This is a genomic window from Acinetobacter sp. Lyrl_1 (genome assembly GCF_051948795.1).
Taxonomy (GTDB): domain Bacteria; phylum Pseudomonadota; class Gammaproteobacteria; order Pseudomonadales; family Moraxellaceae; genus Acinetobacter; species Acinetobacter towneri.
On the sequence record NZ_JAYJLK010000006.1, the window covers coordinates 54250 to 69760 of the forward strand.

At 41.3% G+C, this 15511-nt stretch carries 15 protein-coding genes; 8 read left to right on the forward strand and 7 right to left on the reverse strand.

Features of this window, described 5'->3' with window-relative positions; genetic code table 11:
• Positions 1–486, reverse strand: coding sequence for an NUDIX hydrolase (locus tag VF675_RS03935; RefSeq protein WP_168418185.1), 486 nt, complete (start codon positions 484–486; stop codon positions 1–3).
• Positions 487–634: 148 nt separating this feature from the next.
• On the opposite strand from VF675_RS03935, the gene VF675_RS03940 reads away from it, so the two are divergent.
• A complete protein-coding gene (locus VF675_RS03940) occupies positions 635–826 on the forward strand; it encodes a helix-turn-helix domain-containing transcriptional regulator (RefSeq protein WP_416713664.1) in 192 nt (63 codons plus the stop codon).
• A gap of 42 nt (positions 827–868) precedes the next feature.
• Here VF675_RS03940 and VF675_RS03945 read toward each other — a convergent pair whose 3' ends face one another.
• From VF675_RS03945 to VF675_RS03960, 4 genes are all read right to left on the reverse strand, one after another.
• Positions 869–1399: a gamma carbonic anhydrase family protein gene (locus VF675_RS03945; protein ID WP_004971648.1), complete on the reverse strand. Its 531-nt coding sequence runs from the start codon at positions 1397–1399 to the stop codon at positions 869–871.
• Positions 1400–1505: 106 nt separating this feature from the next.
• Positions 1506–2654, reverse strand: coding sequence for a D-alanyl-D-alanine carboxypeptidase PBP5/6 (gene dacC, locus VF675_RS03950; protein WP_004971646.1), 1149 nt, complete (start codon positions 2652–2654; stop codon positions 1506–1508).
• Between the two features lie 117 nt (positions 2655–2771).
• Positions 2772–3164, reverse strand: coding sequence for an MCR_0457 family protein (locus VF675_RS03955; RefSeq protein WP_004971644.1), 393 nt, complete (start codon positions 3162–3164; stop codon positions 2772–2774).
• Positions 3165–3481: 317 nt separating this feature from the next.
• Positions 3482–3853, reverse strand: a complete 372-nt coding sequence (locus VF675_RS03960; RefSeq protein WP_026438310.1) for an MCR_0457 family protein — start codon at positions 3851–3853, stop codon at positions 3482–3484.
• Positions 3854–4064: 211 nt separating this feature from the next.
• On the opposite strand from VF675_RS03960, the gene surE reads away from it, so the two are divergent.
• From surE to VF675_RS03975, 3 genes are all read left to right on the forward strand, one after another.
• Complete coding sequence (surE, locus tag VF675_RS03965) at positions 4065–4841, forward strand: 5'/3'-nucleotidase SurE (RefSeq protein ID WP_096901077.1); 777 nt, start codon at positions 4065–4067, stop codon at positions 4839–4841.
• 106 nt (positions 4842–4947) lie between these two features.
• Entirely contained in the window at positions 4948–5775 is an 828-nt protein-coding gene (locus tag VF675_RS03970; RefSeq protein ID WP_440204808.1) for a peptidoglycan DD-metalloendopeptidase family protein, read from the forward strand.
• A gap of 94 nt (positions 5776–5869) precedes the next feature.
• Entirely contained in the window at positions 5870–6799 is a 930-nt protein-coding gene (locus VF675_RS03975) for a LysR family transcriptional regulator (RefSeq protein ID WP_440204809.1), read from the forward strand.
• A 99-nt stretch (positions 6800–6898) separates the two neighbouring features.
• Here the strand turns inward: VF675_RS03975 and VF675_RS03980 are convergent, their stop codons facing one another.
• Entirely contained in the window at positions 6899–8110 is a 1212-nt protein-coding gene (locus VF675_RS03980; protein WP_440204810.1) for an aspartate aminotransferase family protein, read from the reverse strand.
• Between the two features lie 161 nt (positions 8111–8271).
• On the opposite strand from VF675_RS03980, the gene grxD reads away from it, so the two are divergent.
• Positions 8272–8613 carry a Grx4 family monothiol glutaredoxin gene (gene grxD / locus VF675_RS03985; RefSeq protein ID WP_019837647.1) on the forward strand — a complete coding sequence of 114 codons (342 nt, stop codon included), beginning with the start codon at positions 8272–8274 and terminating at the stop codon, positions 8611–8613.
• 123 nt (positions 8614–8736) lie between these two features.
• Here grxD and VF675_RS03990 read toward each other — a convergent pair whose 3' ends face one another.
• Positions 8737–11430, reverse strand: coding sequence for a Lon protease family protein (locus VF675_RS03990; protein WP_440204811.1), 2694 nt, complete (start codon positions 11428–11430; stop codon positions 8737–8739).
• A gap of 194 nt (positions 11431–11624) precedes the next feature.
• Here VF675_RS03990 and VF675_RS03995 point away from each other — a divergent pair, with 194 nt between their 5' ends.
• The 3 genes from VF675_RS03995 (at position 11625) to VF675_RS04005 (ending at position 15415) form a co-directional block, all read left to right on the forward strand.
• Complete coding sequence (locus VF675_RS03995) at positions 11625–13823, forward strand: AmpG family muropeptide MFS transporter (RefSeq protein WP_440204812.1); 2199 nt, start codon at positions 11625–11627, stop codon at positions 13821–13823.
• Position 13824: 1 nt separating this feature from the next.
• Positions 13825–14226: a lactoylglutathione lyase gene (gene gloA, locus VF675_RS04000; RefSeq protein WP_004971627.1), complete on the forward strand. Its 402-nt coding sequence runs from the start codon at positions 13825–13827 to the stop codon at positions 14224–14226.
• Between the two features lie 190 nt (positions 14227–14416).
• Positions 14417–15415, forward strand: coding sequence for a bile acid:sodium symporter family protein (locus tag VF675_RS04005; RefSeq protein WP_171062555.1), 999 nt, complete (start codon positions 14417–14419; stop codon positions 15413–15415).
• The last annotated feature ends 96 nt before the right edge of the window (positions 15416–15511 follow it).

Here is a 15511-nt window from a genome sequence, read left to right on the forward strand (position 1 = left end):
TTAGGCATCCAAACTAGAAATAAGGGGAGAATTTTGGTGCTCGTAAATGAGCGATAAAGGATAAGATTGACCACTGAGCGCATCTTGAACCGCTTTCAGTACCAACGGACTTCGGGCACGTGCTGATTCAGCCAGTTCGTCTGCAGATATCCATACTGTACCAATAATATCGGGATCGAGCTGGGCTTGCGCATCATGTTGCAGCGATTCGGCTAGAAAGCAGAAGCGATAATAGGTGCGGTCAGGAAACATAGGCGGAGTATAGCTATAAATACCGAGTAAGGCATTAATTTTCACCCGATGCCCAGTTTCTTCCATGGTTTCACGTATTGCTGCTTCAATTAAGCTTTCGCCAGCTTCAACATGCCCTGCAGGCTGATTAAACACGCTATGCGTCACACCTTCTGTATGTTCTTCAACAAACAGGAATTTTCCGTTTTTTTCGATAACGGTGGCGACAGTAACGTGAGCAGTCCAAGCGGTCATTGAAAAGCACCATGGGGTAAAACGCATATTCTACAAAATTTAGGGGGATGTGGCTATGTTGAAAGGGGATTTCTTTAAAACTGTAAATGTAGGTTTGTGTAGTTGTGGGAAGATGTGAGGGGTACTTTGTTCTTTGATTCATTTGGTGATGCTGGATGTGATCTCATTTGCGCTAGGTGTTGTTGCCAAAGTCAAAGCTATTGCACAAATAGAAAAAGAGGCAGATATTGACCGTAAAGCTTTGTATAAAACTCTAAGTCAAGATTCAGCCTCTCGATTTGATAAGATTAATCATGTCATTCATACATTGAGTTTAAAATTAACGGTGCAGAACGTGTAATCCCTCAAATTACAACAATCAAAAAGAACTTTGAGGGGGGGATTATTGATAATTCCCCGCCACTTTTACATAGTGTCGTGCAGAATAAGGCAAAAACTCTTTTTCCTTGTCGGTTAAAGGACGAACTTTTTGCACAGGGCTACCCACGTACAAATAGCCACTTTCCAAACGCTTACGCGGTGGCACTAAAGACCCTGCGCCAATCATTACATCATCTTCAATAATGACATCATCCAAAACAATTGTGTTGATGCCCAATAACACCCGATTGCCAATGGTGCAGCCGTGTAAGGTCACACCATGTCCAACTGTGACATCTTCGCCAATAATCAGCGGTGAACCTTCAGGTTTGTCGGCTTTTTTATGGCTAACATGCAGCATGGCATGATCTTGCACATTGGAATTTTGACCAATCCGAATATGGTTAACATCACCACGAATCACGGCAAATGGCCAAACCGATACATTTGCGGCCAAATGCACATCACCAATCACCACCGACAATTCATCTACATAACAGCTTGCGTCAATTTTTGGGGTTTGCTCTAAATAAGCACGCACATTTTTTTTCATAATGGACAAATCTTTAGCTTATAAATTTAGGATTGAGGACAGTATAAAATAAAAAAGCACACATGCGGGCATGTGTGCTTTGCGCTTTAGTCTAAGCTTATGAATCTTAGAATAAGTTGCTAAAGAATTGTTTGATATGGTCTAGCATACGTGCAAAGAAACCCGCTTCTTCCACTTCCTGCAACGCCACCAATGGTTTTTCAGCAATCACTTTACCATCTAAGGTTGCGACATATTTACCAATCACTTGACCTTTTTTCAAAGGAGCAGTCAATTTAGGTTGAACCACCAATTGAGTTTTAATTTGGTTGGCTTTGCCTTTTGGCATGGTCACGTTAAAGTTTTCTGGCAAACCAATTTGTGCTTCTTTGCTTTTACCGTACCATACTTTTGCTTTAGCTAAGACTTGGTTGGCAGGCTGTACACGTACAGTTTCGTAGTTTGCATAACCCCAAGCTAACAATTCACGAGTTTGAGTTGCACGAGCTTGCATGGTTGGCGCACCAAAAATCACCGAAATTAAACGCATTGGGCCACGTTTAGATGAAGTGGTTAAGCAGTAACCCGCTTCGTTGGTATGACCTGTTTTTAAACCATCCACGCTTGGGTCGGTATATAACAGGGCATTACGGTTGCCTTGTTTAATTCCATTAAAAGAAAACTCTTTTTCAGAATAAATTGGGTAGTATTTTGAGCTGTCATGGATGATGTGCTGCGCTAAAGTCGCCATATCTTTTGCGGTAGAAAAGTGACCTTCAGCAGGCATACCCGTAGAGTTCATAAACTGGGTATTGCTCATGCCAATACGTTTGGCTTCTTCATTCATCATGTGAACGAATGTGCCTTCATTACCTGCAATGTGCTCTGCCATGGCTTTAGATGCATCGTTGCCCGATTGCACGATAATTCCGCGTAGCATTTCAAGTACGGTTGCTGTGCCATTTAAAGGAACATACATACATGATTCTGTGCTGCTGCCACGACACCATGCAGACTCATTCATGCGGACTTGTTCATCTTCCGTGAGTTCGCCTTTTAATAACTTTTGTTCAATGATGAAACTAGTCATCATTTTGGTCATTGAGGCAGGGGCGAGTTTTTCGTTTTCATTTTTTGAAGCTAAAATTTGTCCCGTCTCATAATCCATCAAAACGTATGATTTGTTATTGAGTTCTGGTGGTGTAGCTAAGACAGTTGCTGCATAAGAAAAGCTTGGTAATAGTAATAATGCAGCAAGGGCGCTTTTTGGGGTCATTCTAAGAGGTTCCAATACTTGAGGTATGCACAAAAGAGCTAGCATTTTAGGGCAAAGCTCAGCCGACTTCTATGGGAGAAATCGGCTTATTGATAAAAGTATTGTAACCAAATTGTATTATCTGCTATATGCTGTCAATTCTTGGCAAATTGCTTGGTTTTTGGCTGTTCCAGCAGCTTTGGCATCGGCACGGGCTTCTTTTAAAATTGGCTGGAAGCTTTTTTGTTTGCTGAGTTTACTTAAGGCAGTAACAGCGTCTTTTTCTTTAGGCATATATTCTTGGGCAAGTTTTGTATAACCCTGATGAAATTGATCTTGTTCTTTGACTAGTGAAGGGCAAACTTCAGATAACACATAAATAGCGGCTAATTCTTGCTGAGTCACTTGTTGTAATGGCGTCACTTCAATATTTTCTTCTTGCGCAATTGCGGCTTGACTTAAACCCAAACTGAGCGCAACTGCGCCAAAAAAATGAACTGCACGTGAATTTTTTAAGCCAGAAAATTGCATATCAAGTACCTTAAATATTGTTTGAACTGAATCTACCGATTCATTTAAGTGCTTATAAGATGAATCATTTATTTGCGAATTGAAAGAGTGAAAATGTATTAAAGCTGTGTGATCTGAGCGCAAATCATGTATAAAAAGTGAAGATTAAAGTCTGAAATTTGAAAATCAGTGGCTTGATATAAAGCGTAAAATAATAGTGGAAAAATACCAGATATAAAAACTAAGCATAAAATTTAAGGCAAACTTTGAAAGTTTGCCTTAAAGGGTGAGTATGCAAAATTATTTACAGGCTCAAAATAGTATTTAAATCATGTGATTTAAAGTGCTAATTCTAAAGCTTCCTGACACACTACTTTTTGCTCTTCTTTGGCTGTATCTTTTGCTGCTTCACGCGCTTCAGCTAAAACGGATTGATATTCTGCGTCGGCTTGTAGTTTGGCAAGCGTCATGTTCGATTCTGAATAATCTTGTAGATAAGTTTGAATCAGTGCTTGAATATTGGCATCTAATTTTGCATTTTTTCCAATCAGTGCAGGGCACATTTCAGTCATGACTTGTGCCGCTGCAACATCTTCTTTCACAATCGTATTGGCTTCTGCTGCAGTCAAATCTTCTGCAATTACAGACTGCGTTAATACAGCAGCAAAACCTAGACCCAATAAACGACGAAATGACAAAGCTAAAATCATGAGAATCACATATATTTTTGGATGGATGTTAAGCGCTAAATATATATAATCTTTTGTATATTTCAATGAAATGTGCTGATCAGTCATTTTGTTGTCGTGTGCTTATTAAATGTGCTTAGGCATGAATCAGGCACAAACAAGTTTAAGATTGAACCGACGTTGCTATATTTTAGTATATAACCTTTATATTTGTTTTATCTGAGATTTTTCTGTGAATATTTTGATAGCCAATGATGATGGCGTGTTTGCACCTGGTATCCAAGCTTTGGCGAAAGCCTTAAAACCTTTGGGTCGCGTGGTGATTGTTGCACCCGAAAGTGAACGCAGTGGTTTTTCGAGTGCGCTGACTTTAGACCGACCATTACGTCCTGTGCAAATTGCTGAAGATGTCTGGGCAGTGAATGGTACACCTGCAGACTGTGTCTATTTGTCGATGAATGGATTGTTCGATTTCGAATTTGATTTGGTGGTCAGCGGCATTAACAGCGGTGCAAATCTAGGGGATGATGTACTGTACTCAGGCACAGTCGGTGCGGCATTTGAAGGACGTTTGATGAAACAGCCTGCGATTGCGGTATCACTTGCAGGGCATAATGTACGTGCTTATCAGCATCCGCAAGATTATATGCAGGCAGCGCAGTGGGTACATGACTTTATTGCTCAAGGTTTACCAAGTTTACCTGCACGACATATTTTTAATGTGAATATTCCAGATGTGCCAGTGTTGCAGGGCACAAAAATTACCTATCAAGGACAGCGTACCCAATCTAAGCCAATTACTAGTCAGGTCGATCCACGAGGGCGTCAAGTGTATTGGATTGGTTTGTCGGGCGAGGCAGTGGCTGCACCGAAAAAAGGCTTAACTGAAATTGAGTCTGATTTTTTTGCGGTAGCAAATGGCTATGTCAGCGTGACACCAATTCAGATGGATGCCACCAATTATGACGTTTTGCAATCATTGCACAGTCAATTTTCCCAAATTGGCTAACTAATGTTATAACTTTGTGAAAAAGTAGCTTGTAAGCCTCATTACAAGGACTTTTTTGCTACTCTTAGCGCAATAGAAAATATTTAGAATTTGTAGAGAGGAAAGAATGCCTGTGGTGTTTCAGTATCGTTTATTTAGCACACCAACAGCATTGTTGAAAACCTTAGTGTTATCAAGTGCTGTTGTGGCTACCGTCGTGTTGAGTGGTTGTGCCTCTAAACCTCAAGTGAATAATTCTGCACGTTATGCAACAGCGCCGAATTTTTATACTGTACGTTCAGGTGATACTTTAAGTGGTATCGCTGCACGTTATGGTTTGAGCTATCTCAGCATTGCAGAAATGAATGATATTGCACCGCCGTATCGTATTTATGTCGGGCAGTCGATTCGTTTGAAAGCGGGCAATGCACCACGTACAACAAGCACTCGCCCTGTAACGCAGGCTGCACCAATTCAACGTCAAACAGTCACTTTACCAACGACACCTACGACACCTACACCGGTAACATCGACTACAACCACGACCACTAGCTCAACAACACCAAGTACACCGGTGCGTAGCAGCACATTGCGCTGGGTGAAACCATCTCAAGGTGCTGTGATTGCACAGTTTAATTTGGCAAGTAATATCAAAGGAATTCGTTACGGTGGCAATGTAGGTGACCCAATTTATGCCGCAGCAGATGGGCAGGTGGTTTATGCTGCAGATGGCTTAAAAGAATATGGAAACTTGATTTTAATCAAGCACATTGATGGTTATATCACCGCCTATGCACATAACAGTAAGATGAATGTGAGCAGTGGTCAAAACGTAACAGCGGGTCAAAAAATTGCAGAAATGGGCTCTTCGGGTGCTACACGTACCATGTTGGAGTTTCAGGTACGCCTAGATGGTAAGCCAATCAATCCGACTAATGTTTTACCAATAAATTAAATTTTGCAAATACAAAACATAAATTTCACCGTATAATACAATAGGTTGCTTTTATCGAAAGATAAGAGCACCTGTATAATTTCAGAGGGAATTTATGTTAGATCAACTTCGAGCAATGGGTGTATTTGCTTGTGTTGTTGAAAAAAGCTCGTTTAGCGGTGCAGCGCGTGATCTAGGGATCACCACAAGTGCCGTCAGTCAACAAATCCGTTCATTAGAACAAGAAATGGAAGTCACACTTCTGCATCGTTCTACTAGAAAACTGAGTTTGACTGAAGCAGGACAAGCTTTTTTCCACAGCTGTCAAGAAATGCTCGCCGCTGCTGAGCGCGGAAAAATCCGCATTAATGAATTAAGAGATGATCTGATCGGTGATTTACGAATTGCCACCACTCCTGAGTTAGGTGCGAATCATGTGATTCCTGCTCTTTCGCATTGGATGTCGGCCCATCGTGGTTTATCTATCCATCTAGAAACCGACAATCAATACATCGATTTAATTGATAACCGTATTGATATTGCCTTGCGTATGAGCCCAAAAATTGAAGATCAAAACTTGCATGTGATTCCAATTGCACATGTAGATCAGGTTTTAGTGGCGTCTCCAAGTTATTTAAATCAGACTGCACCGATTTCACGCCCTGAAGATTTAAAAAATCATGATCTAATTCCATTAACGATCATGAAGAATTTTCAGCATTTAAGTTTTCAGCACGTGACTCGTGATGAAAATGTCAGTATTGAAATGGGATCGCGTTTATCGACCAATAATGTTTTGGTGTCTAAATCTTTATGTATGCAGGGGCATGGTATTGCACGCATTTTACATTTAGATATTCAAAAAGAATTATTGAACGGTGGTTTGGTTGAAGTTTTGCCTGAGTGGAAATTACCTGCATTTACCTTGTATGCGATTATTTCTAAACATGAGCAACTTCCAATGAAAATTCATCGTTGTCTAGAGGCATTAAAACAGTATTTTTCTCAATTACCAGGTGGGCGTGTGTATCAAGAAGCATCTTGATGGGGCAATGACGGTTAAGTATTTTGAGTTTCACACAATTATAAATAATAAATAAAAAGCCGCAGTTTAAACTGCGGCTTTTTCGGTAGGGCATAGAATTTATGCCAAGAATTTTTTAATCATGCTGACCAAGCGCTCAATTAATTGATCTGCCTGAGCTTGAGTAATATTTAATGTTGGCAATAAACGCACCACAGAACTTGCAGTGACGTTAATGATCATTTTGTATTCATCACGAGCAATATCTACCAATTCTGCACATGGTTTTGGTAATTCAATGCCAATCATCAAACCAAAGCCACGCACAGTCACATTTTGGTCTGCGAGTTGTTGACGCAATTGCGTCACAATATAGCCACCCATTTGTGCAGCATTTTCTACCAAATTTTCTTTCTGAATGGTGTCAATAACAGTGTAAACCACGCGTGAACCTAAAGCTGTACCACTGTAGGTTGAGCCATGATTACCAGCAGTAAGAACGCCCACACCACGACCTTGAGTCATGACTGCGCCAATTGGGAAGCCATTGCCCAAACCTTTCGCTGTAGTCAATACATCAGGCACAATATTGGTGTGCTGGTAGGCAAAGAATTTACCTGTACGACCATTACCTGTTTGTACTTCATCAAGCATCATCAACCAATTGTGCTGATTACAAATACGGCGGATGTCTTCTAGGTAGCTAAAGCCTTGTGGCGCTGTATTAACACCACCTTCGCCTTGAATCGGTTCAACCAAAATTGCCACAATGTCTGGATGCTGAATCGCAGCTTCTTCAATGGCTTCAACATCACCAAAAGGTACGCGAATAAAGCCTTCCACCAAAGGTGCAAAACCTTCCTGAACTTTTTTATTGCCAGTTGCAGATAGGGTAGCCAAAGTACGACCGTGGAAAGAGTGATCTGCAACAATAATTTTAGGATTGGCTACGCCTTGCATGTGACCAAATTTACGTGCAATTTTAATTGCGCCTTCGTTAGATTCTGCACCACTGTTTGAGAAGAACACTTCTTCCATGCCTGCAACTTGAGCTAGTTTTTGTGCAGCAGCAGTTTGCCATGGCACCTCAAACAAGTTACTGGTGTGAATTAAAGTAGCCGCCTGATCGGCAATTGCTTCAGTAATCGCAGGGTGTGCATGACCTAAACCACAAACGGCAATGCCTGTAAGTGCATCTAAATATTCTGTGCCATCTTCAGTATAAAGATAAGAACCTCGACCGCGGACAAAGCTGATCGGCTGACGGCCAAATACAGGCATCAAATGTGATGGTTGATCAGTTTGCACAGGAGCAAGGGTAATGTTATTCATGACTAACTCTTATCTGTTAGGTTGGAGGGAAAAACTTATATAAGCAAAATCTACTGCAGATGAAAAGCCTAATTGTAAATAAAATTGGATTTATTGCTTTAGACGTACTGTTTTGCTCGGTTTTGGGTATAATGCCACACAGATGAGTTGAGGATTTACCAATGACTGAACAAGTACGCGATACCGAAGCGTTAATTCGTGAACAAATTGCTAAACATGCTGTTCTTCTTTACATGAAAGGCACACCACAATTTCCACAATGCGGTTTTTCTGCGCGCGCAGTAGAAGCACTCAGTCAAATTGGTCGTCCTTTTGCTTATGTGAATATTTTAGAAAATCAGGATATTCGTACCACTTTGCCAAAAATTGCGAACTGGCCAACTTTCCCACAATTGTGGATTAACGGTGAGTTGATTGGTGGTAGCGATATTATGTTGGATATGTTCCAGAAAGGTGAGTTAAAGCCTTTAGTTGAGCAATACAGCCCAGCACCTGAAGCTTAAAGTATTGGACTTGGGTCACACTAGACCAAAGTCATCCATACAAAAAAGTTGATATAAAAAAAGCGCCTTGGCGCTTTTTTTATATCTAGAATTAACTTGAATAGCTGACTCGAATTACTGCGTTTAGTTTACCGCAGGGCTTTCAGTTGCAAGTTCAGCAGTTTCAGCCGACTCAGCAGTGACTTCATCAGAAGTTGCCGCATCAGATGGTTCAGCCGATTTCTGTTTTTTCTTGGCTTTTTGCGCTTTGTCCTTTTTCTCTGAGTCCTTTTTGTCCTTTTCTTTCTTGGACTTTTTCTTTTTCTTCGGCTCTTCTTCAATTTCGGCACCATCTTCAATGGCTTGCCAATACTCAAGTTGTTCCATCACTGCAGCGTAAATTGAACCTTTACTGTAACGTCCTTTTTTAGTGAGTTTACCCACAGGACGTGCCATTAAAATTTCTAAGGCCTGATCAATGGTATCAATGGCGTGAATGTGGAATTGACCTTGTTCTACGGCTTCAATCACGTCTTTACGTAACATGAGGTGCTGCATATTTTGACGCGGAATAATCACGCCTTGCTTGCCAGTTAAACCTTGCAGTTTGCAGGCATCAAAGAAACCTTCAATTTTTGCATTCACGCCACCAATTGGCTGTACTTGACCAAGTTGGTTCATTGAACCTGTAATGGCCCAAGATTGGTCAATAGGTAGTTGGCTAATTGCAGAAATCAAAGCTGAAAGCTCAGCTACCGTTGCACTGTCGCCATCGACCTGACCATAACTTTGTTCAAAGGCGAGGGCAGCAGAAAAATGCAAAATTTGCTCACGACCAAAATGTGCTTTGAGGAAACTGGCCATCAACAACACACCTTTGGCATGTAAAGAACCGCCAAGTTCAACACTGCGTTCAATATCTAAAATATCGCCGCCACCTTGATAGACTGAGGCAGTTAAGCGCGAAGGCAGACCAAATTCGACATCGGCATAGTGAATGACCGACAAGGCATTGATTTGCCCCAAACGGTGTCCACGAGTTTCAATCAACTGCGTACCGCGCGATAAATCTTGCCAGTACAGTTCTCTTAAATAGCCTAAGCGGTATTTACGATGATCCAGTGCAGTATTGATATGTTGTTCGGAAACCGTTTTATCGCCCGCCTGTGCCGCATGGTGATGCGATTCACGAATTAAATCCCCCAGGGTGAGGGCATGTAAGGAGAGGGAGCTTTGATCTTCAGCTTGACGGCTTGAGTCAGTCAGTAAAGCCGCCAAAGCAGAACGGTCAAATGGTAATAATTTGTCAGATTGCACATAGTCGGCAATCAGCTGCATATATGCCTGCTCGTTTTCGTCATTACGTTGTAATGTATCGGTAAAGTCGGCACGGATTTTAAAAACGCTACCAAGTTCAGGTTCTAGCTCTAAAATTTCGTAATAAATTTCAGGCTCTGCCAGTAAGATCACTTTAATATTTAATGGAATGGCTTGCGGTTCAATGGAAATGCTGCCTGTTAGCGTCAGCATGTGCTCCAAAGATGAAAGTTTTAATTGCCCCGATTTTAGAGCGCGTTTCAGTCCTTGCCATGCATAAGGCTGTTCCAGTAACTGCTCTGCTTCGAGCATCAAAAAGCCGCCATTGGCTTTATGTAAGCTACCTGCACGAATTAAGGTGAAGTCAGTGGTAATGGTGCCGTTTTGCGTGAGTTGTTCTACATGCCCCAATAAATTGTAATGGGTTGGAAAATCTTCAAAAATAACAGGTACACCGCTGTTGGGTTTGTGCGTCACAATAATATTGGCTTGGTAGCGCGCAGGAATACGGCTAAAGGTGCCAGGACGGAAATCATCTTCTTCCTGTTCTAAAACAAACTCGACATTATTAATAATGTCTTCGGCGTAGTATTGTAAATATTCAGTTAAACCTTCGACGCTAGGATATTTATTTTGAATAATGTCAATGCGTGGCATTACCACTTGTTTGGCAATATCGCGGTTCAGGTCTTGTACTTTGTCACGTGCATCATCTTCTAAATCGCCTAAATGCAAACCCAAACGCTCCAGTTTTTTATTCATATAACGAATATTGGAAGCAATTTCTGCACGGGCTTTGCTGTCTAAAGCATTAATATCTTCCTTAGACATTTCCTGCATTTTGTCATTTTTCAGATGCACGGGCACAAAGCAATGTTCATCTTCCTGCGCAATCAGTTTTAAATCGAGTTCTTCACCTTCACTGGTCAGCTCAATCAAGGCTTGTTGCTGTTCATCACCCGCTTGCTGACGAATCATTTCAATGCGGTTGTGATAGGTTTCTGCGGTAAAGCGACGTTCGAGTTGCTTTAAAATGGTTTGCCAAGTTTGATGTAGCAAACTTTGAAATTTAGGCGCTTGACCTGCAGGCAGTTGTAAGGCAATCGGTTGGCGTGGGTGTTTGAAATTATTGACATAAACCCAGTCATTCGGTGTGGGCATGCTCTTGGCATGTTGCTGTAACAAACGCTTGACCATGGTGCGTTTGCCTAATCCTGCTGTACCCACTGCAAAAATATTGTAGCCAGAATATGGCAGGGAAATACCTGCTTCCACCGAAGCACGTGCCCGATCTTGTCCTAAAAAATTATTCAGCGGTTTAATGCGTCGGGTCGAAGCGGGAATGTTATCGTAATTTGGAATATGGGTTAGTTGTGTTGCTTTGAGTTGCGTATTTTCTAAGGTCGTTTGTATTTCGCTTTGTTCAAAGGCAGAGCTGAGAAGCGGTTGTTGTTCATCTTGCGCTGCTGTTGTTGTGTTGGTTGTCATTGATGGGGTGATTTGATCAAGTCTTTGGGTCACTGTAGAAATCCAAAACGAAATATTGCAGTTAGAAGTTTAAAGGTATACAGGTTTAAGCGGAAAATTCAAGCTAAGCCGTAATTTTTACTACAAAATGACAAGGCTGTTGTGGATAATTTCATAAATACTGTTGAAACAGAAGCTATTCCGCGATTGAATAACAACAATTTGACTTGATAGAAAATAATAATCGAATGACCACACAACAGACTGGGCAAACTTCAGCACAAAATACAGGGTGGAAAGCAGCATTTACGGCATTTTTAGACCGTCGTGCGCTGATCATGCTGTTTTTGGGCTTCTCTGCAGGTATTCCAATTTTACTGATTTTTTCCAGTCTATCTTTGTGGTTGGGCGAAGCAGGCATTGACAAAAGTGCGGTCACTTTCTTTAGTTGGGCTGCTCTAGGTTATTCCTTTAAATTTGTTTGGGCACCATTGATTGATGAATTACCCGTACCCTATTTAACCAAAAAACTAGGGCGACGTCGGGCATGGCTGCTCATTGCTCAATGTTTAATAGTCTGTGCAATTGCAGTCATGGCATTTTCTGACCCAGCTTTGGGGCAGGCACATTTATATCAAATGGCATTGGGTGCAGTATTACTAGGCTTTTCTGCAGCCACGCAAGACATTGTGATTGATGCTTACCGTATCGAATTGGCTGAAACTCAAATGCAAACCGTGTTGGCATCGACTTATAACGCGGGCTATCGCATTGGGATGATTGTTGCAGGGGCAGGTGCTTTATTTTTGGCTGCATCTTTAGGTACTGCTAAAGGCAACTATATTTATAGTGCATGGAAAATTACTTATTTGGCGATGGCTGCGGTGATGCTGATTGGCATTATCACGACTTTGGTGATTCGTGAACCGCAAGTGAATCGGGTCAGCAAACATTATCAACGACGCGACTATTTTCGTCTGGTGACAGTATTTTTTGTTGCGGTATTCAGTTTTGTATTGTGCTACGTCTTTTCGGGTAATTTTACCGAAGCCTTAAAACAACAATTCCAACTCAAAGATGCATTTTTATTATTTTCTATAGAAGCTTTACGTTTTATTGCATCGGGTGCGGCTGCTGTAGGCATGGGCACAATTTTGGTCAAATTGGGCGCAGTCAATAAACAGATGGCATTTGAAACATGGGTGCATCCTGTTGCAGATTTCTTTAAACGCTACGGCATGAAACTGGCACTGGTGTTATTACTCTTGATTGGTTTTTATCGAGTTTCAGACATTATTGCAGGTGTAATTTCCAATGTGTTCTATCAGGATTTGAACTTTAGCAAAGAACAAATTGCCGAAGCGGTTAAGGTTTATGGGGTCATTTTCAGTTTAGTGGGTGGCTTCTTGGGCGGTTTACTGGCACAGCGTATGAACATTATGAAATTAATGTTTGTTGGCGCGGTGTTGGCATCATCCACCAATCTTATTTTTATTGGTCTGGTGAAGTCAGGACAGCAACTGAGCGATGTGCAAGTTTCTGTGGGGCAGCAACAATATCAAACCCAGGCCGATGAAGTTGGATATTGGAAAGTGGCTGTGCCTAGTCAGGTTTTAGCAACACAGGATGAAATTCAGGTACGTGCGCAATACCAAACGGGCGATACGCCGTCACGTTTAGTGTCGATGCCGTATTTGCACCAAACTGAGATTGAAACTGCACAACTCCAGTTTTTACCACTGACTTCGGATAATCGTATTAGCGAAAATGAAGCCAGCAACAGTATTGTCGTACGTGGGCAATATGCAGGGCCTGCCTTAACCGAACAGCAAAAAATTGTACTGCAGCTAGATGGTCAAAATTTTGATGCAAAACTAGATGCACAAGGAATTTTTACGGCAGCGATTGCAGGGCAGCTTTTGGCAGACTCACCAAGTAAACAACTGCAAGCTGTATTATTAAATGGACAGCAAACTGTACAACAACACAGCCAAACCTATCAGGTCGATTTAAACACACATGAAGGCAATGCTTTGGATGTAGATATACAACCTTTGCCGATCGTTCAATCATCTTCAAACAATATGGTTGAAATTCAGGGCAAGGTGATTAAACCATATAGTACAGCATGGTTATATTTTGCGATTATTGTCGATAACTTGGCTTCAGGTTTGGCAGGTGCGGCTTTTATCGCATTTTTATCCAGTTTAACCAGTGTGTCATTTACTGCTGTGCAATATGCTATTTTTAGCTCACTCATGACTCTGACCCCTAAGATTTTAGGTGGTTATTCTGGTACTATAGTGACCAATATTGGTTATCCGAACTTTTTCCTCATGACTACTTTAATTGGAATCCCTATTTTAATTTTAGTGGTGTGGGTGGCGAAATTGTTAGGTGACCATCAACACATACAAGCAAAACCGATTGAACAAAAGGATGAATGACATGCGCATGCTGCATACCATGTTACGTGTAGGTAATTTAGAGCAATCATTAAAATTTTATACAGAAGTTTTAGGCATGACTTTGCTGCGTAAGCGTGATTATGAAGAAGGTCGTTTTACCCTTGCTTTTGTAGGCTATGGCGATGAAGAAAATCACACCGTTTTGGAGTTGACGCATAACTGGGATACAGACAGCTATGATTTGGGCAATGGTTATGGTCATATTGCAATTGCGGTAGACGATGCCTACAAAGCATGTGAAGAAATTAAAGCGCGCGGCGGCAATGTGGTACGTGAAGCAGGGCCAATGAAAGGTGGTGTAACTGTCATTGCTTTTGTTGAAGACCCAGATGGTTATAAAGTTGAATTGATTCAGCAAGATCAGAACGCACGTAATAACTAAGTCTTCATCAGTGAAGCAGTAAAAACCAAACCTTTATGGCGCAATAAACTGAATGTTGTTCAGTATTCATTTTGAAAATATTGAACATCGCCTGAAAATGCTCGCTTTTTGAATATTGCTCAGTAATATACCTTTATCGAAAGGTAAAAATTGCTGGGCTTTTTTGCAACAGTAAAAGAATATACAGGATGTGTTTATGTTGAAGTTATTGGCATTGGATCGCTTTACCATTCTTTTGTTTGTGATGGTCATCCTCGCCAGTGTCGTGCCTGTGTCAGGGCAAGCAGCCGAAGTTTTTAGTGTGATTACGACAGTTGCCATTGCAATCTTATTCTTTTTGCATGGGGCGAAATTATCACGTGAAGCTGTCATTCAGGGCATGATGCATTGGAAATTGCATGCGTTGGTATTTACTTTTACCTTTGCGTTATTCCCAATTTTAGGTTTGCTGGCAAAGCCAATTCTAGTGCCAATGCTCGGGCAGGAGCTGTATTGGGGCTTTTTGTTCATGTGCTTTTTGCCTTCAACCGTGCAATCTTCAATTGCCTTTACGTCAGTGGCAAAAGGCAATGTTGCCAGCGCAGTCTGCAGTGCGTCATTCTCTAATTTAATTGGGATGTTTATTACCCCAGTTTTAGTAGGCATCTTTATTTTAGGGCAGTCTGAACACGGTTTTGACCCGACAAATTCGATTATTCAAATTACTTTATTGTTATTGGTGCCATTTATTTTGGGGCAGTTATTACGTCCTTATGTTTTTCCTCAGATGTTGAAATTACCAAAGCTGGTCAAGGTATTTGATCAGGGTTCGATTTTGATGGTGGTTTATGGTGCATTTAGTGGGGCAGTGGTAGCAGGATTGTGGCATCAAGTTAGTGGTATGACTTTATTGCTGTTGATTATTGCTTGTTCCGTGTTATTGACCCTTGTGATGTGGTTGGCGTGGGTTGTGCCGCAATGGTTGGGTTTTGCACGTGAAGACCAAATTGCCGCATTTTTTTGTAGCTCCAAAAAAACCTTAGCCAGTGGTGTACCGATGGCGCAAATTTTATTTATTGGGCAGCCGTTGGGGATGATTGTTTTACCGATCATGATTTTCCATCAAATTCAGTTGATGGTGTGCGGTGTGATAGCCAATTATCTCGAAAAGCAGCCCGATTCGACTGAACCTCAGGAATTAAATTCCTAAGAATAATTAGCTTTAAAATATTTTATTCCGTATAATATTGCCCAACTTGTTGTGCTTAGCTCTGACGGTATCCGTCTCGGTGGGCCAAAAGAATGG